We start from the raw sequence: 21,654 nt of genomic DNA on the forward strand, positions 1-21,654 counted from the left end.
AGGTATCGGGTTCCCACATTCATCCGCACATGTGCGGATGAATGTGGGAGGTGTTCGGATAAAGTTGATAATCAAGGTATCGGAGAAAAAATACCGTTCACCGGTCAGAATGATTATTCTGGCTTTGCTGTTGCCTACAATAACTCCCGGAAAAAGAAATGCGGAAGGTTACCGAGTCCCTCGGACGTGGGCCTAACCAAAGTCTTTGAACGGGTGTGTCTCTATGGACGCATTCGTGTGATTTTGGTTGGGCTATATGTATGAAGGGACATGCCACCATGGGTTTCTTTTCTCGCCTTATGGGGGGCTCGGATGAGCAGAAGACTGTAACCTCCGAGTTCGAAATCCTCGCTCCCGTTTCCGGCGAGCTTGTTCATCTAGAAAAAACCAATGACCCCGCTTTTAGCAGCCGTGCCGTGGGCGATGGTGTTGCCGTGGTTCCCCAAGAGGGAACGGTGTGCGCTCCTGTTTCCGGCACCGTCGCGGCGCTGTTTCCGACTGAGCACGCGCTGGGCATCATGTCCGACGACAGCTCTGCTCAGGTGATGCTGCATATCGGAATCGACACTGTTAAGCTTGAGGGCAAGGGCTTCCATGCGCTTGTTGCCCAGGGTGACCATGTCGACGCGGGCCAGCCCCTCGTCGAGGTCGATTTCGACGCGGTCCGCGCCGCCGGCTTCGATCCCACGGTCTTCATTATCGTGTGCGAGCGTTCGGAGAGTTCGACTCTTCGAGAGCATGCTTCCGGCCCTGTTGCTGTTAAAGAGCCTGTCATCTGGCTTTCCGAGTCAATTCTTGTGGTGGGTACCGTGGTTATCAAGCGAGTTTTTAACAACAACGTCGCAATGGTCACTTCGGACGATGGCTCCGAGCTCATCGTCATCGGTCGAGGCCTCTGCTTTGGCCGTCATGCCGGCGATGCCATCGACGAGGCATCGGTCGAAAAGACCTACGCGTTGCAGGAGGGAACTTCTCAGGATTCGCGTACGATTGACCGCTTGGCACATCTTCTAGAGTCCATCCCCACCGTCAACCTCGTGATTTCCGAGGACATCGTTCAGATGCTTCGTCGAGAGCTCAATGTCGATATCAATGACAAGATCCTCATCGCTCTCGCAGACCATATCAGCCTTGCTTTGGAGCGCGAGCGCAAAGGCGTTCCCTGCGAGAAACCGCTGCTGCTTGAGATCCAGCAGTTCTATCGCAAGGAGTACGCGCTTGCTGGCCGTGCGCTGCAGATTGTCAAGGAGTATATGGGCATCCAGATGAGCGAAGAAGAGCAGGGTTTTATTACGCTGCATATCGTCAACGCCACCATGCCGCAACGCTCCGACCGTCTCATCATCTCGGTCCAGCTTGTTCGCGACGTACTCGCGATTGTTTCCGATCGTTACACTGCGACCCTCGACGACACCTCGTTGCCCTATGAGCGCTTCGTCCGCCACCTGCAGTTTTTCGCACAGCGGGCGCTTGACCCCGCGGCCGGGCAGATCAATGACGATGCGCTGTTCCGAATCGATGAAACTAAGTATCCGTGCGCGTTCTCGTGCGCGGACGCCATAGCCGCCCACTTGTCGTCTACCTATAACGTTGTCGTTACCAATGCCGAGAAGAGTTATCTCGCGTACCACATTGTTAACCTGCTTGGAGAACCTGGTCTCTAGGCATAACGTGCCCACACACCGATTGATATAAGGCAAGGCTCACGGTCTTGTCCAGGGCACATCTGTCTTAATTTGCGGAAAAGGAAGGGGAGTACCGCTATGACCGCAAAAAAGAAGTTCAATTTCAAAGCGCCGTTGGAGGTGTTCGCGAAGTCGATCGTCCAGCCGATGATGTATCTCTCGGTTGCCGGCATCCTGCTCATCGTGGGCATCATTCTGACCAACAAGACCATCTGCGCTTTGGTCCCCGTACTGGGCTCCGGTCCGTTCCAGCTTGTGGGCGCCGTTGTCTACCAGTCGCTGATGTTTATCATCAACAACCTCTCGATTCTGTTCTGCGTGGGCATCGCCGGCGCCATGGCAAAGAAGAACAAGGGCCATGCTTCGCTGATCGCCCTGATGTCGTTCTTCCTGTTCTTGCAAGCTAACAACATCGTGCTCAACGCTACCGGCTCTCTTGCCGATGCGAGCGGCATGCTCGGCCTAACCGGAACCGGCCAGGCCACCGTTATGGGCATTCAGGTGCTCGATACCGGTGTGTTTGGCGGCATCATTCTTGGTTGCATCACCGGTGCCGTGTTCAACAAGTACTCGAACAAGCAGTTCCCCATTGCCCTTTCGATGTTCTCGGGCGTTCGCTTTCCGTTCCTGATCATGATCATCATTTCCTGGATCATGGGCGCTGGCTTCTGTATCGTTTGGCCTCCGGTTCAGGGCGCCATCTCCTCCGTTGCCGGCATCATTAAGGAGTCGGGCAACGTCGGTCTGTTTATCTACGGCATGCTCAACAAGCTGCTCGTTCCCACCGGTCTGCACCACCTCATCTACACCCCGTTCCAGTTCTCCGATGTGGGTGGCACCCTGACGTTGGGCGATCAGGTTATCGCCGGTGCCTACCCCATCCGTGTTGCCGAGATGGCAATGACGGGCCAGCCCTTCTCCGATAGCACGTATTTCAACAGCTACACCTTCAACAACCTGTGGCCCTACATCGGTATCGGTCTCGCCTTTATCGTCACCGCTTACAAGGGGAACAAGGATAAGACCAAGGCCGTTATCATCCCGCTGATCATCACCGCCGTGCTCTCCTGTGTCACCGAGCCCATGGACTTCCTCTTTGTCTTTGCCGCTCCCGTGCTCTTCGTCGTTCACTCGGTTCTTTCCGGCATCTTCCTGGTTCTGCTCAAGGTTCTCTCCGTGCCCGCTTCGACTGCAGGCGGCATCATCAACATCGTGGTCTCCAACCTGGTCCTGGGTGTCGATAAGACCAACTGGCCGGTTATGCTGGTGCTTGGAGTCGTCAACGCCGCTCTGTACTTCTTCCTCTTCACCTTCCTCATCAAGAAGCTCAACCTTCATACCCCCGGTCGCGAGGATGAGTCCGAGCTTGCTGAGTCCGTTGCCGAGGGTGAAGCTGCCGCATCTGTCGCGGTGAAGCAGGGTGCTGTTGCCGCAGCTCCCGCAGAGGGCGTCGATGCGGGCATCGCCGACCTGGTCGCAGGTCTTGGCGGCAAGGACAATATCGAGGAGCTCGAGAACTGCTTTACGCGTCTCCGCGTGAACGTTAAGAACCCGGACCTCATCGATGAGAACCTCATCAACCACGTGCCCAACAGCGGCATCAACCGCAACGGCAACAATATCCAGATCATCTTTGGCATGAAGGTCGCCGAGATGCGCGACAAGGTCGAAAACGCAATTGAGAAGGAGCAGTAAACAATGATCATTACTCTGTGTGGTGGCGGATCCACCTTTACCCCCGGCATCGTCAAGTCCATTGCCCTGCGCAAGGACGAGCTCGACGTTGACGAGATTCGTCTGTACGACATCAACGAGGAGCGTCAGCGTAAGATCGGCGTGCTCGTGGACTGGATTTTGCACGAGGACCTTGGCCTGGACATCAAGCTGACGGTGACCACCGACAAGGAGACGGCTTTTACCGACGCGAGCTTCGTGTTTGCTCAGATGCGCGTGGGCGGCTACGCCATGCGTGAGCAGGACGAGAAGATTCCGCTGCGTCACGGCTGCGTGGGTCAGGAGACCTGCGGTTGCGGCGGCCTTGCCTACGGCATGCGCACCATCTTCCCCATGGTCGAGCTGATCGATGACGTTGAGAAGTACGCCAAGAAGGACTACTGGATTCTCAACTACTCCAACCCTGCCGCCATCGTCTCCGAGGGCTGCCGCGTGCTGCGTCCCAACGCTCGCATCATCAACATCTGCGACATGCCGATCGCGATCATCGACGTGGTTTGCGCCGCGCTCGATATCGACAAGAAGGATGTCGAGTACGATTACTTTGGCCTCAACCACTTTGGTTGGTTCACCTCGATCCGCCACAAGGGCGAGGAGGTGCTCCCGCAGCTGCGCGAGTACATCAAGGAGCATGAGATCCTGCTGCCCGATTCGTACCTCAAGGGCATGGGCTCGCTGATGTCCAAGAAGCCCGAGGAGGCCACCGACGAGCACCCCGAGCAGAACCGCCACACCAAGGGCAGCTGGTACTACGTCTGGAAGGGCGAGTACGAGATCATGGAGTGCTTCCCGGAGTACCTGCCCAACACGTACCTGAACTACTACCTGCAGCAGAAGGAGTTCGTCGAGCACTCCAACCCCGAGCGCACCCGTGCTAACGAGGTCGAGGAGACGCGCGAGAAGAACCTCTTTGAGGGTATCGATCACTATGAGAAGACGGGCGAGATCGACGAGAGCACGTTCTATGCGGGCAGCCACGGTGACTGGATTGCCGACTTGGCTATCGCTCTGAAGAACGACACCAAGCAGCGCTTCCTGGTCATTTGCGAGAACAAGGGCGCTATCCCCAACATGCCCTACGACGCTATGGTCGAGCTGCCTGCCTACATTGGCAAGAACGGCCCCGAGGTCATCAGCCGCGACAACATTCCGCTGTTCCAGCAGGGCCTCATGATGCAGCAGCTGAACTCCGAGAAGCTCGTGGTCGAGGCTTCGATCGAGGGTTCGTACGAGAAGGCGCTCAAGGCCTTTACGCTCAACAAGACCGTGCCTTCGATGAAGGTCGCCAAGGAGGTCCTCGACGACATGATCGAGGCCAACAAGGACTTCTGGCCCGAGCTTAAGTAAAAGCAACAGGCTCGCTGGCCGCATACCTGGAGCAATGCCCCGTCCACGTGATTGCGTGGGCGGGGCATTGTCATTTGGTGCAAAGGGTTGATATGGGGGCGGGCAGCGCCGTCGCGTCGAGATCGCTCGAGCCCTGCTGTGCCCAGGCGACGCGGTGATTCTGGACGAGCCCTTTACCGGTCTAGATACCGCTGCGCGCGACGCATGCGCCGAGGTCGTGCTCGACTTGCTCGACAGCCGCATGCTGCTGCTTGCTACGCACGATGCCGCTGACGCTCGGGCTCTCAATATCTCGGACATCATCACGCTCTAAATACTCACTCAGCAACAAAATGATTCGTTTTTTCTCCGTCCCCATTGGGCCGGGTATGGTATTCTATCTGCGGGGTAATACTTAGGAATACCAAGTAATACCAACGCCGTAGAAACAAACTCCAGATGCGGGCCAATCGGGTTGCCTTCACAGCCCGTCGCCCAGCCGCGTGGCCCGCATCTATCCGCATCACCGTCGTTTCAAAAAGGAAGCGCCATGGCAGAACACATGACCCCGGTTGTCGCGAAGGTCTTGCCCGAGGAAAAGGCGGCCTTCGCGGCGGCAACCCAGCTCGTGGGTACCACGCCGTCCAACGCCATCCGCATGTTTATCGCCGCGTTCAATCGCTGCGGCACCTTCCCGTTCGACATCTCGCCCAACGGGGCTTTTGGCAAAGACTGTCCCCAACAGCTAGTCGTTGAAGAACGTCCCCAATGACTAGTCGTTGGGGACGTTCTTAAATGACTACCTGTCGGGAGGAGGTTGGCATGCTCAATGCGATGATTTGGGCGCTTGCCTGTTTTGGCGTTGTCGCGGCAGATATTGCCCTGAGCGCGGTTCTGTTTTCAGTTCTCGATGCCGTGTCGGTGCTGACGGGCTATCCGATCGACAATCTCGATATCCAATGGTTCCAGGCTGCCGCTCAGACGGCGTCGTTTTTGATGGCGCTGCTGTGGTGGCGTTATCTGTGGCCGCGCTCGTTTATGGCGCGCTGGCAGGGCGAGCGCCCGCTTAGCGGGGGAGCGCGTGGGGCGTGGAAACGCATCACCTGCGTTATCGTGATCGGCCTGGCCCTGCAGGTGGTCGTTGGCTACGTGACCGACGCCGTGCTGTCGCTGTTGCCCGATGCCGCGGCCGATTACAGCGAACTTGTCGAGGAGACAGGCATGGGCGATACGAGCTATCTGGCCGTCCTGACCACGGTGCTTGGCGCTCCGTTTTGCGAGGAACTGCTGGTGCGCGGCATCATTTTTGAGTTTTCGCTCCGAGCGTTTAACCCGCAGTGCCGTCCGCTTTGGAAACGCCGGCATCGCGCGCGGGCGCAGGACGGCGCCATGGTGCCTTGGGCGGCCCCAAACACGTGGGGTATCGCCGCGGCGATTGTGCTGCAGGCGGCTATCTTTGGCTTTATGCATATGAACTGGGTGCAGGGCTGCTACGCCGGCGCCGCCGGTCTGGTTTTTGGCTGGGTGCTCGTGGCGACCGGAAAGCTCCGCTACACGATTCTGCTGCACTTTGTCTTTAACGCCGGATCGTACCTCATGGGCCTGATGTGGTTTGTGAACACGCCGCTCGACGTGGCGGTCACGGTTGCCATCGCCGGCTTCGTACTGGTAGAGGCAATGCGCTTGCTGCTCCGGTCGTGCATTCCTGCGCCATGCGAAACTGATCGACCTGATTATCAATGGCTTTAACTAGACCGATGCGTCCTGAACGCACCTGGCGTTTCGCCGAATGCTTCTTTGAATTTTGAGTAAAAGAATGACATGTTGGAGATGCCGACTTTTCGGGCTACATACTGCACGCTGCGCTCGGTGTTATTGAGAAGATATGCCGCCTCTGTGAGCTGCTGGTTGAGCTTGATTTGCGAAAACGTTTTGCCGGTTTTTTGCTTGATCAAGCTGCTGAGATAGCTGGTGCTATAACCCGTATCGCTCGCAATGCTTTCGAGTGTGCAGTCGCCGTAGCTTCGCTCAATATGATTCAGAATCGACACGATGCGTTCGTCCGACATGATCGCCTGGTTATCAGTTGCGGAGCGTCGGTACAGTCCTCGAATGAGAACAAGGAATAGGCTGACGGCGAGGTGCCTCATGAGTTCATTGGAATAGGCATCTTTAAAGTGATATTCGATAAAGAGCATCTCGATGAGGCGTCGCGCATGCCGGGCGTATTCCTCTGGAAGAATGAGATATTTTCGGGCCTCGCGGTTTTTGGACACAAAATCAAATAGAAGATTCGTTAATGGTGACGCGCCGGGTAGCTGGCTCAGGAACAACGAATCGAACATTTCTTTTTTGAAGACGATTGAGATGACGATATCATGCTCGCCCTTAACGTATGGAACGCTTCTGACTACGCCGGTGTTGCAAATGAGCACGTCGCCCTTTTTAAGGAGTAGTCGCCGTCCGTTGACGATAAACGTGCAGACGCCGTCGTACACGTAGTTAAGCTCCATATCCCGATTGATATGGGGAGGAATATCGGTAAAGCGCGACTCCTTGATAAGGCCCACGGGGTTTTCGTCGAGAGTTTCTTTCCAATCAAACAGATAGACCTCTTCGCCGTTAATGGTTGTGGTTTCCACCCTGTTATATCGCGGGCTGAGCTCTCCCGGATGTGTGCGATGCCACTCTTCGGTCTCGGTATGCGTATAGAGCAGCTGTTTGAGATTCGAATCCATGGGGTGCTCCAGCGGTGAACGGTAGAATCGATACCTTGAACGGTATTATATCTAAAAAAATGTTATAAAGCCACGCTTTCTATGCGATATCTTATATATCTTGTTCTTCCTAGTATTGGGTTATCCGCTGGAGCATCCGATCAAGGAGGGCAAATGGGTAAGTTAAAACATGGGTTTGACTCCGACTTTTTATGGGGTGGAGCCATATCGTGCTCGCAGGCCGATGGCGCCTGGAACGAGGGCGGAAAGGGAAAGTCGACGCAGGATTGTCGATGGCTGGATGGCACCTGGACTCATGACCAGATTGAGGATAAGCATCAAAACAACCCCTTCTGCCATGACGAACTAATGAACGCTCTCGCAGATGATGGTGTTGAGTTCTACCCGTTTAGGCGCGGTAACGACTTCTATCATCACTACCGTGAGGACATCGCGCTTTTTGCGGAGATGGGCCTCAAGCTGTTCCGCACCTCTATTTGCTGGAGCCGAATCTATCCTAACGGAGATGATCTTGAGCCTAACCGCGAAGGCATCGAGTGGTATCGAAGCATGCTGGGTGAGTGCAAAAAGCACGGCATTATAACCTTCGTCACCATGCTCCACTATGACATCCCGGTAAATCTTGTCACCACATATGGGGGATGGAAGAATCGCAAGACGATTGATTTCTTCGCCCGCTATGTCGAGACAATCGTTACGGAATTGGGCGATCTGGTCGATTTCTGGCTGCCTTTTAACGAGTTCAATGCAGCGCGTTTTTCTCCTTGGGACGGGGTCTGTCTGGTCAAAGACGAAGAGGGGGAGAACTTCGATCGAGCCATCTTCCAGTGTCTGCACCACGAGTTCGTTGCCAATGCGCGTGCCGTCGAGATTGTCCATCGTCTTTCGCCCGATACTCCCGTTGGCGGCATGATTGCTCGATTCTGCACGTATCCCGCCACCTGCCGTCCCGAAGATAACATGCAGGCTATTCACGACGACCAGTATTCCAACTGGTTCTATACGGATGTGATGGCTCGTGGAAAATACCCCGCTTATATGAATCGCTATTTCGACGCGTGCGATATCGAGATTCAAATGGAGCCGGGCGATGAAGAGCTCATCGCTCGCAACACTGTCGACTTCCTGGCTTTCTCGTACTACTTTTCCCAGGTATCCACCTGCGATCAGGGATGGGAGAAGACTGCGGGAAATCTGGTCATGGCAAACAAGAACCCTTATCTCGAGACGAGTGAGTGGGGCTGGCAGGTCGATCCCATTGGCCTGAGGGTTACCCTTAACCAGATGTATGACCGCTATGGGCTGCCCCTGTATATCGCCGAGAACGGCCTCGGCACATCTGATGTAGTCGAGGAGGATGGCAGCATCCACGACGAGTATCGAATCGATTATTTGCGCCAGCACATAAAGTGCCTTAAGGAAGCAGTGATCGATGGCGTTGACGTGCGCGGATACATGATCTGGGGATTCATTGACCTTGTTGCCTGCGGTCCTCTTACGATGGACAAGCGCTACGGGCTTATCTATGTCGATCTGGATAATTGCGGCAACGGCACTGCGGAGCGCTCGCGTAAAGACTCTTTCTATTGGTATCAGAAATGTATCGCCACTAATGGCGAGGATCTTGGGTAGGAGTGATTGTTGTGGCAGACAAGAAGGAACTGGCCGCTCGTGTCCTCGAGCTCGTGGGCGGCGCCGATAACGTTGTTATGGCAACGCACTGCATTACAAGGCTCAGATTCAACCTGAAGGACGATAGCAAGGCAGACCTGGAGGCCCTTAAGACGCTTGACGGCGCCTTGGGCGCGCAGGTTAAAGACGGGCAGTGGCAGGTTATCATCGGCGCCAGCGTGGGGTCGGTATATGACGAATTGGAGCCCATGCTAGGCGACAGGATGGGTGGCGAGGTCTCCGCCGACGCCGAGCAGCCTGAGCTCCAAAAAGGTTCGGCTCGCGTATTCGATATCATCACCGGCATCTTCTCCGCTATTATTCCCGCACTGGTGGCGGGAGGCATCGTAAAGGGCATCCTGGCTGCTATCGCGGCTTTTGGAATCGACACGGGTGCCGGCGACTTTGCGATATTCAATATGATTTCGGATATCCCGTTCTACTTCTTGCCGTTTTTGCTGGCAATGTCTACAGCTGATAAGTTCCGAGTCAACCGTTCGCTTGCGCTTTGTGTTGCCGGATCGCTGATGTACCCGACCATTGTCAACGCTGTCGGTACGGGCTAGACGCCTCTTGCGCTGTTCGGTTTTGCGGTGCCGATTTTTAGCTACGCCGATTCCGTGTTCCCGGTTATCTTTGGCGTCATTGGCTTGTTTTTTGTATATCGCGCAATCGACAAAGTCGTGCCGGATCTTTTTAAGCTCGTTGTCGTTCCGGCGCTCTCCCTTGCTATCGTGATTCCCGTCAACCTGTTTGTGCTCGCTCCGATTGGTGCCTGGTGCGGTCTTGGTCTTGCCAACGGTATCGTTTGGCTATTCTCGACGTTAGGCCCCGTTGCCGGTTTTCTGCTGGGCTTCTTTATGCCGCTTATCGTGCTCTTCGGCATGCATCAGTCAACGAGCCCTATCCAGATTTCCAATATTGCAACGCTTGGGTATGACTATCTGCTCCCGATCTCTTTCTGCCATAACCTCGCCGAAAGCGGTGCGTCTTTTGGTGCAGCCCTGCGCATGACCGACGAAAAGCTCAAGTCCGCTGCAATGACGTGCGCCTTCTCAGCATTTATGGGAATTTCCGAGCCCGCCTTGTTTACCGTTCAGGTTCCTAACAGGACTCCGCTTATCGCTGCGATGATCGCGGATGGCATTGGCGGTGCGCTTACCGTTGTTCTCGGCGCAAAGTGCTTCGGCTTTGTTATGCCCGGCATTACTTCGTTGCCCGTTTATGCCGATCCAAGCGGCAATCCCATGAACTTGATCATGATTGTCGTCTGCATCGCTTTGACTTGGGTTATCTCTGCGGCGCTCTCGTTTGCGCTCTTTGGTCGTTTCGACAAAAAGTAACGACGTTTTGAGATAGACAATATTAATCGGCCGCTCGTCGGGGAATCGTTCTGCGACGCCCCGGCGAGCGGCATTTTATTGGTGGGGCGTGTCGTGTCGCCAACGGCGGCATGCCGCCTCGCCGCGCTAGTTGCGTCTGCCGCCGCCGTTGGCGCCCTGTCGTCCCTGGGCCGCGCGATTGCGGCCTGCGGTGTTCTGCGCGCGCGACATGCCGCCGTGGCCCTTGCTGCCCTTGGGCCCCTTGCCAGCGCCGCCGCCATGCGGTTTGCCGCCCTTCTTGCCAGTGCCATGCCCACCGCCAGCAGACGTCTCGCCCGGGCGCGGCGGCACGGGACGGATCAGGCAATGCTTGGTGTAGCCAATCAGGTCGCGACGGCCGGCCTTTTCCAGTGCCTCGCGCACGAGCTTGTAGTTCTCGGGCTTGCGATATTGGATGAGCGCGCGCTGCATGGCCTTCTCGTGCGGGTCGCGTGCCACGTAGATCGGCTGCATGGTGCGTGGGTCCACGCCGGTGTAGTACATGCAGGTCGACATGGTGGACGGCGTGGGGTAGAAGTCCTGCACCTGCTCGGGCATGTAGCCCATGTCGCGCACGGCCTCGGCAAGGTCCACAGCTTCCTTCATCGTTGAACCGGGATGGCTCGAGATCAGGTACGGCACCACATACTGCTTGAGTCCGTATTCGCGGTTCAGACGTTCGAATTTACGGCAGAATGCGTCGTAGACGGCGCGGCTCGGCTTGCCCATCACGGACAGCACCGCGTCACTCACGTGCTCGGGCGCTACGCGCAGCTGGCCCGAGACATGGTGCTCCAGCAGCTCGCGCAAAAACTCGTCCGAGGCGTCGGCCATGGTGTAGTCAAAGCGGATGCCGCTGCGGACAAAGACCTTCTTGACGCCCGGCAGCTGGCGCAGGTCGCGCAGCAACTGCGTGTAGCCGCTCTCGTCGACCACCATGTTCTTGCACACACTCGGCCACAGGCAGCGCTTGTTCTTGCACACGCCATGCTTGAGCTGTTTGTCGCAGGCGGGACGGCTGAAGTTGGCCGTCGGTCCGCCCACGTCGTTGATGTAGCCCTTAAACTCGGGATCGTGCGTGAGCAGCTCGGCCTCGCGCATGATCGAATCATGGCTGCGCATCTGCAACACACGGCCCTGGTGGAAGGTGAGGGCGCAAAACGAGCACTCGCCAAAGCACCCGCGGTTGGAGCTGATCGAAAACTTGATCTCGGCAAAGGCCGGCACGCCGCCTGCGGCATCGTAGTCGGGATGCCAATCGCGTGCGTAGGGGAGTTCTGCCACCTCGTCCATCTCGTCGGTGGTGAGCGTCGCCGACGGCGGGTTCTGCACCACATAGACGCTGTTGGGGTAGGGCTCTACCAGGCGGTGTCCGGTGATGGGGTCCATGTTCTGCTGCTGCACATTAAAGCTGCGTGCGTAGTTGAGCTTGTCGGCGGCTAGGTCGTCCCAGCTGGGCAGCAAGTCGTAGTCGTAGACCTCGTCGAGCGAGCTGGTGCGGTAGACGGTGCCGTTGATATAGGTGATCTGGTCGACGGGCAGTCCCGCGTCGAGCGCGTCGGCGATCTCGACAATCGCGTGCTCGCCCATGCCGTAGATGAGGATATCGGCGCCCGAGTCGAGCAGTACCGAACGCTTGAGCTTGTCCTGCCAGTAGTCGTAGTGGGCCAGACGGCGCAGGCTCGCCTCGATGCCGCCGATAATGATGGGAGCGTCCTTGAACGTCTGACGGATGAGATTGCCGTAGACCGTGACGGCTCGATTGGGGCGGTGCCCCTCCTCGCCACCGGGAGTGTAGGCGTCGGTGTGGCGGCGGTGCTTGTTCACCGAATAGTGGTTGACCATGGAGTCCATGTTGCCGGCACTGACGAGAAAGCCCAGGCGCGGCTTGCCAAGCACGGTGATGCTAGCGGGGTCGGTCCAGTCGGGTTGGCAGATGATGCCCACCTTGTAGCCGTGCGCGTCGAGGACGCGGCTGATGATTGCCATGCCAAAACTGGGGTGGTCTACGTAGGCGTCGCCGCAGACGTAGACAAAGTCGCACTGGTCCCAGCCGCGGGCATCCATGTCGGCGCGGCTGACGGGGAGGAACTTATCGCGGCCCGGGCGCCAGGGACGGGCGGGCGCCGCCGGGGCATGCGTGGGTTGCGAGCCCTGCGTCTTACCGCCGCGCTTTTGCTGCTGGCCGCGCTGGGCATGCTTGCCGTGCTGGTTGTGCTGAGCGTCCTGGGGCTTTTGTGCCACGATTCCTCCCGTTGTTAGTATGCTGCACGTAATTGTAACCAGTCTTTTTGGGACGGCGCTAAAAAGACTGGTGGAGTACACGAGGCTTCGGGTGTCGGCGCCGCGCCCGCCGTTTGTTTCCAGACTGTGTATCCGCGCGTTGGAGAACCCGTCTCGCGCGCACGTCATGTTGTCAATGGGTTACAGTATGAACGGCGGCTATGTCTCCGCCAACGCACGAGAGAGTCGTCAACAAGGAGGATGCACGACGATGCAGCGTGCCAAACAGATATCGGAGTCTATTGAGCTGGGCATTATCTTGGCGCTCGCCGGTGGCTTTATGGATGTGTATTCCTACATCGGCCGCGACCATGTTTTCGCCAACGCGCAGACGGGCAACATCTTGCTGGTGGGCGTGAGCATCTCGGAGGGCAATTGGGCACTTGCGGGGCGCTACTTCTTCCCTGTGGTGTCGTTTGCCGTGGGCATTATGCTTGCCGACCTGGTACACGAACGGTTTGGCAGCGTGATTCACTGGCGTCAGGTGACGGTGTTCTTTGAAGCCGTCATCTTGCTGGGCGTGAGCTTTATTCCCGGTGGCGGTTACAACCTGCTCGCCAACTGCCTCACCTCGTTTGCCTGCGGCATGCAAGTCGAGAGCTTCCGCAAGATTCATGGACACGGCATCGCCACGACTATGTGCATCGGCAACTTGCGCAACGCGCTGCAAAACGTGGACGATTACATCATCACCCACAGGCGCGGCTTTTTGGAAAACGGCTTGCTGTACTTTGGCGTGATCTTTACCTTTGTGTTTGGCGCCGTGTTGGGCAACTGGTGTATTGAGCGCATGGGCCTGCACGCCATCGTCGTGGCGAGCTTGCTGCTGTTTGTCGCGTTTGCCATCATGTTCATCGACCGCGAGCGCGACTTGCGCTTACGCTGGAAGGTTGCGGCCGAGGCTTGGAAAGAGGGCTGCCGAAAGTAACCGAATGCGGCAAAGGGGCTGTCCCTTTGCCGCATTATTTTTCATTATCTGTTGAAACGCTTTAACACTTTTGATGTTCTCACGTGTTTTTTGTTTCAAAAGCGTTAGGATGGGACTCATAGCGTGGGGCGTAATGGGTGCCCCGCACACGATGGGAGGCTATCAATGGCTAATCGTTTCGTTCTCAATACCATCTCTTATCATGGTTCCGGCGCCATCAAGGAGATCCCCGGTGAGCTCCAGCGTCGCGGCTACAAGAAGATCTTCGTCTGCTCCGACCCCGACCTGGTCAAGTTTGGCGTTACCGCCAAGGTGACCGACGAGCTCGACGCCGCCGGCATCGCTTGGAGCCTCTACTCCGAGATTAAGCCCAACCCCACGATCCAGAACGTCAAGGACGGCGTCGAGGCCTTCAAGGCCGCCGAAGCTGACGCTATTGTGACCATCGGTGGTGGCTCCTCCATGGACACCGCCAAGGCCATCGGCATCATCATCAACAACCCCGAGTTCGCTGATGTCCGCAGCCTCGAGGGCGTTGCTCCCACTAAGAACCACGCCGTGTTCACCATCGCCGTGCCGACGACCGCCGGTACTGCCGCCGAGGTGACCATCAACTACGTCATCACCGACCCCGAGAAGGTCCGCAAGTTCGTGTGCGTCGACACCAACGACGCCCCCGAGGTCGCCGTCGTCGACCCCGACATGATGGCTTCCATGCCTGCCGGCCTGACCGCTTCCACTGGTATGGACGCTCTGACCCACGCCATCGAGGGCTACACCACCAAGGGCGCCTGGGAGCTCTCCGACATGTTCCACTTTGAGGCTATTAAGCTGATCAGCGAGAACCTGCGCGACTCCGTTGCCGAGGCCAAGTCCGGTCAGCCCGGCTCCGGCCGCGAGGGCATGGCTCTTGGCCAGTATGTCGCCGGCATGGGCTTCTCCAATGTTGGCCTGGGCATCGACCACGCCATGGCTCACACCCTGTCCGCTCACTACGACACCCCGCACGGCGTCGCCTGCGCTATGCTGCTGCCGATTGCCATGGAGTTCAACAAGCCGGTTTGCGCCGAGCGCCTGGCCAAGGTTGCCGTTGCTATGGGCGTTGACACCACGGGCATGAGCACCGACGAGGCTGCCGATGCCGCCATCGCCGCCGTCAAGCAGCTCTCCGCCGACGTGAATATCCCGCACGTCTGCGAGGCCATGAAGGCCGACGAGATCGAGGTCCTGGCCAAGGACGCCATGGCCGACGCCTGCTTCCCGGGTAACCCGCGCGAGGCGACGCTCGACGACGTCATTGAGCTCTTCAAGAAGATCTGCCCGGCTGCCTAACTGGTTCGGCGGGCCCCTGCCCGTTAGCCCCACAATCGTCCTCGGACATGTCGGAGGCCCCGCTGCGCACTACGTGCGGCGGGGCCTCCTTCTGTCCTGCGGAAAGATTGTGGGGCTAACGGGCAGGGGCCCGCCGGCTCGTTATCGTGGCGGGCGCAGTTCTGAAGAGCTCGATGGGTCATCTCGCTAGGTAAAAAGATGGTTCGCGGTGGTATCGTTGCTGTGGGTTTAATTCGATATGAAAGGGTGACTTTGGTGTCCAAGATGGATTCTACGCTCTCCTATATTACTGACCAGTTGAAGGCGCTTACCTCGATTGCTTCGCCTACGGGCTATACCCGTGCGGCGACTGATTATCTGATGGAGGCGTTGCGCGATATGGGCTTTGGGCCCGAGCGCTCCAATAAGGGCAATGTGCTCGTTGAGCTTGGTGGTGAGGGTGAGCCGCTCGTGTTGGCGAGCCATGTCGATACCCTGGGCGCCATGGTGCGTTCCATTAAGGACAATGGTCGCCTGCGCCCCACGACCCTCGGCGGGCATCAGTGGTCTACGGCCGATGGCGAGAACTGCACCGTTTATACGCGCGACGGCAATGTCTACACGGGCGTGGTCCTCAATACCGAGCCTTCGGCGCATGTGGCCGATGAGCCGGTCAAGACCATCGAGAAGAACATGGAAATCCTGCTCGACGAGAACGTTGACAGCAAGGACGATGTGCTCGAGCTGGGTATTCAAACCGGCGACATCATCGCTATGGATCCGCGCACCACGGTGACGGAGAGCGGCTACATCAAGAGTCGCTTCCTTGACGACAAGCTGTCCGCGTCGATTCTGCTGGGTTTGGCCCGCGCCGTCGCCGAAGGCGAGGTGACGCTTTCGCGCAAGGTTTCGTTGCTCTTTACGGTGTACGAGGAGGTCGGCCACGGCGGTGCCTTTGTGCCGGCCGACACGCGCGAGATGATCAGCGTGGACATGGGCTGCGTGGGCGACGACCTGGGCTGCACCGAGCGCATGGTTTCGATTTGCGCCAAGGATTCGGGCGGTCCGTACAACTACGACCTGGTAACCACGCTGTCCAACATCGCGCGCGAGCTGGAGCTCGATTACGCCATCGATGTGTACCCGCACTATGGCTCCGACGTCGAGGCCACGCTCTCGGCCGGCTACGACATTCGCCATGGTCTGATCGGCCCCGGCGTGTACGCGAGCCACAACTACGAGCGCAGCCACATCGACGGCGTGCGCAATACCTACGAGCTGGTCCGCGCCTACGTACAGCGCTAGGGGAGCAGCTTGCGACTCGGCTAACACAGCAGTGCCGACCGAGGCCGTCCTTTCTAAGTTGCGGTGAAATGGGGACTGTTTAGGCGTTTAAAACCGCCAAACAGTCCCTATTTCACCGCAACTTAGGGGGCAGTGCTGTTATCTCTGCACGTGACGTAGCATCTCAACGGCGGCGCTTACCTCTATCGTGCGGCGCTCGAGACCGCGGCGGATGGCCTTGAGACGATTGCCTGCTGTTGCCCATGCGCTTTGTGAGAGGATTTCGACTGCTTCGTCGACGAACCCATCGAGATGCGACGCATCGAACCAATCGAGCGAGTCAGCAAATGCTAGCTGAGTGGAAGGGTCCGGACCAAACGGTTTGGCGGCAAATCCAAACTCCCCGGCAACGAGCGCGGCAGTTGGCACGTTGTACCACAGACAATTGCCACTATCGAACAGCGGTGCAGGCCGCATTTCCAGTGTGTCGACATTGCGGATGATGCCGAAGTTTCGCCAGTGGCGGTCACTGTTGGCCAGGAGGGCATCGCAGACAATCATCTGCGACATGGCTTTTCTTACCGTAGCTTCGTCAGCCCCGTGTCTGCCAAGAAAGCGACAGTATCGATCGTATGTTGAGTTTCCTCGCTGGCCACCGAGTGCGTCCCTGATATAAGCGGCCGGCACATATTCCTCACGGCCATTAAGAAAGTCATCGCATAGGCATACGGGCTCGTCGAACATGCGCTCGACCGTATAGGGAACAAACTCACCTTTGGATAGCAGACGCCGATGTAGGGCTGTTGCAACCGCCTCGTTAAACGGTCGCTGATCGTCCATTCCGCATCCTTTGACCAGGATGCGAACACCATTGCGGATTATCCAAGATTTGGGGAGCTCGCCCTCGGACGTATTGTCAGGATTTTTGAGTCCGATGCCCTCAAGCCAGCCTGAACGATGCTCGGGTGCCGACCGTTCAAAATCGTTTTCGAAGTAATTGAGGTGCTGCCAATCGAGTCCATCGCAGTCGACCGGCCTTAGCCAATAGCAATCCGAAAGCGAAAAACCCAGGCAACGAACGGGCACTTCAATACCGTTGTCAATTCCCAGCTCGCGATAGCGCGAGATGAGTCCGGGGCGGACGTCGGGCACCGACCGGTGACTCCACCACGTGTTGAGTGCTCGTTTATTTACCGTTGGAGAAGAACTCGAGCACGTGCCAAACGGCATCCTTAGTGCATCGAGTATGTCGGCAATTTCAAAGGAAAACTCGCGCGTTGGATCAAACGAGACATGCGCGACCTCATGGTCGGCTGACATCAACGTGAACTTGCGCCCTACGTCAGCTGCGGGACGGCGCCCGCGCTTACGGACCTTTTGATAGCCAATCGCGGAATCGTACTCAACCATTTTTCGCCCACCGACGATATCGCACGCGAGCGTTCCCGATGCAGCCAGTTGCGATATGCGGGCCTTTGTAACGCCCAGCAGACGCGCTGCGTCACCCATGGATATATAGTTGGAAGTACTCATCTACCGCATCAACTCGTTAAGTATTCTAATTGTTAAATACTGCAAGCACAAACATCATAATACTTAACATAGTTGCGGTGAAATAGGGACTGTTTAGCGGCTTGAAACGCTTAAACAGTCCCTATTTCACCGCAACTTAGGGTGGTGGGGTTCCGGCTACTTAAGTGCGCCGGTCACGGTACCGCCGCCCAGGACGATGTCGCCGCGGTAGACGACGACGGCCTGGCCGGGGGCGATGGCTCGTTGCGGCTCGTCAAAGGTCAGCAACATCTGCCCGTCTTCGCCGCGCGTAAGGGTCGCTGCCTTGTCTTTCTGACGGTAGCGGTATTTGGCGCCCACGCGAATGCCGCCGGCGTCGAGCTCCGCCTCCATGCGTGCGTCCGGCGCGCTCCAGATCCACTCATCGGCCGTGAGGGCAGCGGCGGTCAGATCTTCGGCCTCGCCCAGATGCACGGTGTTGTTGGCGGCGTCGACGCCCGTCACATACACGGGATGCGCCATCGCGACGCCCAGGCCCTTGCGCTGGCCGATGGTGTAGCGCAGCGCGCCGTTGTGGCGCCCGACCACACTGCCGTCGCGCCACACGATGTCGCCCGGTGCAGCGGGATGTCCGCAGCGGCGCTCGATATAGCCCGCGTAGTCACCGTCTGGAATAAAGCAGATGTCCTCGCTTTCGGCCTTCTGGGCGTTGGTAAAGCCCTGCTCGGCGGCTATGCGGCGCACGTCGCGCTCTTTGTCTAGGCCTGCCAGCGGAAAGATCGTGCGTGCCAGGCGCTCCTGCGTAAGCGAATACAAAAAATAGCTTTGGTCCTTTTTGGGATCTTCGCCGCGATGGAGCTGCCAGGTGCCGTCTGCCGCCTGGCTTGTTTTGGCGTAATGTCCCGTTGCGATGTAGTCGCAGCCCATGTCCAGCGCCGCATCGAGCAGCGCGCCAAACTTAATGTGGCGATTGCAGATAATGCACGGATTGGGCGTCAGCCCTTCCTGGTAGGCGTTCACAAAGCGCTCGATAACGCTGTGGTCGAACGTCTGCTGCAGGTCGAGCACGTGATGGGGGATCCCGATGCGCTCGGAAACTGCCTTCGCGTCAGCGATGTCGCGGTCGACTCTGCTCATGCCCGTGGTGGGGTCGGGTGCGGGGCAGGTGAGGCGCATGGTGGCGCCGACGCATTCATAGCCCTGGCTTTTGAGCAGGTACGCGCTCACGCTGGAATCGACGCCGCCGCTCATGGCGACGAGCACGCGCTTGTTGTGCATGGGGAGGTTCTCCTTGGTGGCATGTGGCCAAAAAAGAAAAGCGGCGCGGGAGGCTGGTTCCGCGCCGCAGACATTGTAGCAAGTTCAGGCGTCCTGTGGGACACCCTGCCGGGATGAGCCCAGGCTGCCAGAAGAGGGGAAGACCGGCGTGCCTTGGGCTCTTCGACAAGTGACGGGCCCTTAGTCCTGGAACAGTGCTGTGGACAGGTAGCGCTCGCCGGTGTCGGCAAGCAGGGCCACGATGGTCTTGCCCTCGTTCTCGGGGCGCTTGGCCAGCTGCAGTGCGGCCCACACGGCGGCACCGGACGAAATGCCCACGAGCACGCCCTCCTTGTGGCCCACGGCGCGGCCGGTCGCAAAGGCGTCCTCGTTCTCGACGGGGATGATCTCGTCGTAGACCTGGGTATCGAGGACGTCGGGCACAAAGCCGGCGCCGATGCCCTGGATCTTGTGCGGGCCGGCCTGGCCCTTGGAGAGCACCGGGGAGGTGGCGGGTTCGACGGCGACGACCTTAATCTCGGGGTTCTGCTCCTTGAGGAACTCGCCCACGCCGGTCACGGTACCACCGGTGCCAACGCCGGCGACGAAGATGTCGACCCGGCCGTCGGTGTCGTCCCAGATCTCGGGGCCGGTCGTGGCCTTGTGAATGGCCGGGTTCGCGGGGTTCACAAACTGGCCGGCGATGATGCTGTTGGGAGTCTCCTTCTGCAGCTCCTCGGCCTTGGCGATAGCGCCCTTCATGCCCTTGGAGCCGTCGGTGAGCACGAGCTGCGCACCGTATGCCTGCATCAGCTTGCGGCGCTCGACGGACATGGTCTCGGGCATGGTGATGATCACCTTGTAGCCGCGAGCCGCCGCCACCGAGGCGATGCCGACGCCGGTGTTGCCGCTCGTGGGCTCGATGATGGTGTAGTCGCCGCCGCGCACGAGCTTGCCGGCCTTCTCGGCCTCGTCAATCATGTTCTTGGCGACGCGGTCTTTGACGGACCCGGCGGGGTTGAAGTATTCCAGTTTGACGAGCACGCGAGCCTTGAGGTCCTCATCGGCCTCAAAGTGGGTGAGCTCCAGAAGCGGGGTGTGGCCGATAAGCTGATCGATGGACGTGTAAACCTTGCTCATGGTGAACCTCCAAAGTGTTCAAGTTACTGGTTACCGTGCGGTGTTATGATGCGTCTAGCAGATAAACCCATAAAACTTATAGGTTGTTCGTTTACCTGTTGGGAAGCATACTAGACGCTAAAGCCTAGTAATGCAATAGGAAATAGGAGATTATTTCAAGTTGATTAACCATCTTGGCCGGAACGGGTATTTTCAAAGCCAATTTTTCGGCTAGAATTTCAGCGGACTAAAAGACCGAAAGGCAGCACTCTATATGTTGGTTTCTACTAAGGGCAGGTACGCCCTGCGCGTTATGGTTGACCTGGCCGAGCACCAGGCGACAGGCCGTATCCCGCTTAAAGAGATTGCGGCGCGACAGGCGATTTCCGAGAAATATCTCGAGAACATCTTGGCTACGCTCGTGCGCGCCAATATGCTCTCGGGCATGCGCGGCAAGGGCGGCGGCTATGTGCTCACGCGCCCGCCCGAGCAGTACACGGTGGGCGAGATCTTGCGCCTGACCGAGGGCAGTCTGGCGCCGGTCGCCTGCCTGGATGGCGACTGCAAGGGTTGCTCGCGATCTGATGAGTGTCCCACGCTCGACGTGTGGAAGAACCTGGACAAGCTCATCAACGATTACCTCGATGGCGTGACGCTCGACCAGCTCGTCGCCCCCAACGAAGGCTACGACTACGTCATCTAGCCCACCTGTCATTTGGGGACGGGGCGGAAATGGTAGTTTTTCTTGCCCTCTGAGAATTGACGAATCAAAGGCCGCCCATTTTGCGATGGACGGCCTTTGATTTGGTCCGATGCGTTTGTGTGTCGGGTCGTTCTACTCTTCGGCAATACTATCGAGGATGCCGCGCATGATGGACACTAGGATGCTGCCCATAAAGGCCGAGCCAAAGCCGGCGATGGAGATGCCGCCGCCCAACAGGTTGACCGACAGGTAGCTGGCGAGCTCCAGCATAAAGCTGTTGAGCACGAGCTGGAAAATGCCGAGCGTAATGATCGTGAGCGGCAGCGAGATGACCGTGAGGAACGGTTTGACGAACGAATCGACGATGTTGAGGAACAGTCCCACAAAGGCAAAGCAGACCCAGGCCTCGGCAAAGCCGAAGGGCTGAATACCGGGGACGAGGAACGTGGCGATCGCGATGGAGATCGAGGTGAAGAGCCAGTTAAGCATAAAGCGCATGGCGTGAATCCTTTCTTGCGCCAAGGTTGCCGGCGTCGCGTGAAGCGGATTGCGGCGGCGACTTGGACGGTTGCGCGGGCGCGCCGCGGTGTTTGGGCGCCCATTGTCTCAAATACTCGTGGAGCTTACGTGCGCATTCGGTTTCTAAACGGCGTTCGTCCTGAAAAGGTTGATTTCCGATCTCAGCCGAACACATTGAGCAAATAGGCCGTTCCCGCAGTTAGCCGAACGCCCCCGCGGCCCC

Annotated in this window: 15 protein-coding genes and 3 pseudogenes; 12 read left to right on the plus strand and 6 right to left on the minus strand. The window is 58.0% G+C overall.

Going from position 1 to position 21,654, the window contains the following annotated elements; genetic code table 11:
* Positions 1 to 278: 278 nt before the first annotated feature.
* The 6 genes and pseudogenes from GT495_RS09500 to GT495_RS09525 all read left to right on the plus strand — a co-directional run bounded on the left by GT495_RS09500 (position 279) and on the right by GT495_RS09525 (position 6,494).
* Complete coding sequence (locus GT495_RS09500) at positions 279 to 1,664, plus strand: glucose PTS transporter subunit IIA (protein WP_161162449.1); 1,386 nt, start codon at positions 279 to 281, stop codon at positions 1,662 to 1,664.
* A gap of 99 nt (positions 1,665 to 1,763) precedes the next feature.
* Complete coding sequence (locus GT495_RS09505; protein ID WP_161162450.1) at positions 1,764 to 3,380, plus strand: PTS transporter subunit EIIC; 1,617 nt, start codon at positions 1,764 to 1,766, stop codon at positions 3,378 to 3,380.
* Between the two features lie 3 nt (positions 3,381 to 3,383).
* Positions 3,384 to 4,766, plus strand: a complete 1,383-nt coding sequence (locus tag GT495_RS09510) for a 6-phospho-alpha-glucosidase (RefSeq protein WP_161162451.1) — start codon at positions 3,384 to 3,386, stop codon at positions 4,764 to 4,766.
* 109 nt (positions 4,767 to 4,875) lie between these two features.
* A pseudogene (locus GT495_RS10680) lies at positions 4,876 to 5,079 on the plus strand (hypothetical protein); the annotation flags it as partial.
* Positions 5,080 to 5,295: 216 nt separating this feature from the next.
* Entirely contained in the window at positions 5,296 to 5,517 is a 222-nt protein-coding gene (locus GT495_RS09520; protein ID WP_117757910.1) for a hypothetical protein, read from the plus strand.
* Between the two features lie 50 nt (positions 5,518 to 5,567).
* Positions 5,568 to 6,494, plus strand: coding sequence for a CPBP family intramembrane glutamic endopeptidase (locus GT495_RS09525; protein ID WP_161162452.1), 927 nt, complete (start codon positions 5,568 to 5,570; stop codon positions 6,492 to 6,494).
* On the opposite strand, the gene GT495_RS09530 is transcribed toward GT495_RS09525, so the two are convergent.
* Positions 6,491 to 7,483, minus strand: a complete 993-nt coding sequence (locus GT495_RS09530) for an AraC family transcriptional regulator (protein WP_152073596.1) — start codon at positions 7,481 to 7,483, stop codon at positions 6,491 to 6,493. The genes GT495_RS09525 and GT495_RS09530 overlap by 4 nt on opposite strands.
* Before the next feature lie 153 nt (positions 7,484 to 7,636).
* On the opposite strand from GT495_RS09530, the gene GT495_RS09535 reads away from it, so the two are divergent.
* Positions 7,637 to 9,115, plus strand: a complete 1,479-nt coding sequence (locus tag GT495_RS09535; protein WP_161162453.1) for a family 1 glycosylhydrolase — start codon at positions 7,637 to 7,639, stop codon at positions 9,113 to 9,115.
* Between the two features lie 11 nt (positions 9,116 to 9,126).
* Positions 9,127 to 10,497: pseudogene (locus GT495_RS11180) on the plus strand (PTS transporter subunit EIIC).
* 126 nt (positions 10,498 to 10,623) lie between these two features.
* Here GT495_RS11180 and GT495_RS09545 read toward each other — a convergent pair.
* Entirely contained in the window at positions 10,624 to 12,759 is a 2,136-nt protein-coding gene (locus GT495_RS09545) for a YgiQ family radical SAM protein (protein ID WP_370457647.1), read from the minus strand.
* Between the two features lie 250 nt (positions 12,760 to 13,009).
* Here GT495_RS09545 and GT495_RS09550 point away from each other — a divergent pair, with 250 nt between their 5' ends.
* The 3 genes from GT495_RS09550 to GT495_RS09560 all read left to right on the plus strand — a co-directional run bounded on the left by GT495_RS09550 (position 13,010) and on the right by GT495_RS09560 (position 16,342).
* Entirely contained in the window at positions 13,010 to 13,726 is a 717-nt protein-coding gene (locus tag GT495_RS09550; protein ID WP_118377270.1) for a YoaK family protein, read from the plus strand.
* A gap of 165 nt (positions 13,727 to 13,891) precedes the next feature.
* Complete coding sequence (gene fucO, locus GT495_RS09555; protein ID WP_022094861.1) at positions 13,892 to 15,058, plus strand: lactaldehyde reductase; 1,167 nt, start codon at positions 13,892 to 13,894, stop codon at positions 15,056 to 15,058.
* Between the two features lie 264 nt (positions 15,059 to 15,322).
* Positions 15,323 to 16,342, plus strand: a complete 1,020-nt coding sequence (locus GT495_RS09560; protein WP_161162458.1) for a M42 family metallopeptidase — start codon at positions 15,323 to 15,325, stop codon at positions 16,340 to 16,342.
* 138 nt (positions 16,343 to 16,480) lie between these two features.
* On the opposite strand, the gene GT495_RS09565 is transcribed toward GT495_RS09560, so the two are convergent.
* The 3 genes and pseudogenes from GT495_RS09565 to cysK all read right to left on the minus strand — a co-directional run bounded on the left by GT495_RS09565 (position 16,481) and on the right by cysK (position 20,230).
* Entirely contained in the window at positions 16,481 to 17,854 is a 1,374-nt protein-coding gene (locus GT495_RS09565; protein WP_161162455.1) for a DNA-binding protein, read from the minus strand.
* A 156-nt stretch (positions 17,855 to 18,010) separates the two neighbouring features.
* Positions 18,011 to 19,114: pseudogene (gene mnmA, locus GT495_RS09570) on the minus strand (tRNA 2-thiouridine(34) synthase MnmA); the annotation flags it as partial.
* Positions 19,115 to 19,291: 177 nt separating this feature from the next.
* Complete coding sequence (gene cysK, locus GT495_RS09575; protein WP_152073603.1) at positions 19,292 to 20,230, minus strand: cysteine synthase A; 939 nt, start codon at positions 20,228 to 20,230, stop codon at positions 19,292 to 19,294.
* A 253-nt stretch (positions 20,231 to 20,483) separates the two neighbouring features.
* Here cysK and GT495_RS09580 point away from each other — a divergent pair, with 253 nt between their 5' ends.
* The gene (locus tag GT495_RS09580; RefSeq protein ID WP_152076787.1) at positions 20,484 to 20,912 is read left to right on the plus strand and encodes an Rrf2 family transcriptional regulator; all 429 of its coding nucleotides are present in this window, start codon (positions 20,484 to 20,486) and stop codon (positions 20,910 to 20,912) included.
* Between the two features lie 132 nt (positions 20,913 to 21,044).
* Here the strand turns inward: GT495_RS09580 and GT495_RS09585 are convergent, their stop codons facing one another.
* A complete protein-coding gene (locus GT495_RS09585) occupies positions 21,045 to 21,410 on the minus strand; it encodes a phage holin family protein (protein WP_161162457.1) in 366 nt (121 codons plus the stop codon).
* Between the last annotated feature and the right edge of the window lie 244 nt (positions 21,411 to 21,654).

It is taken from the genome of Collinsella sp. BIOML-A6, assembly GCF_009875845.1.
GTDB classification, from domain to species: domain Bacteria; phylum Actinomycetota; class Coriobacteriia; order Coriobacteriales; family Coriobacteriaceae; genus Collinsella; species Collinsella aerofaciens_H.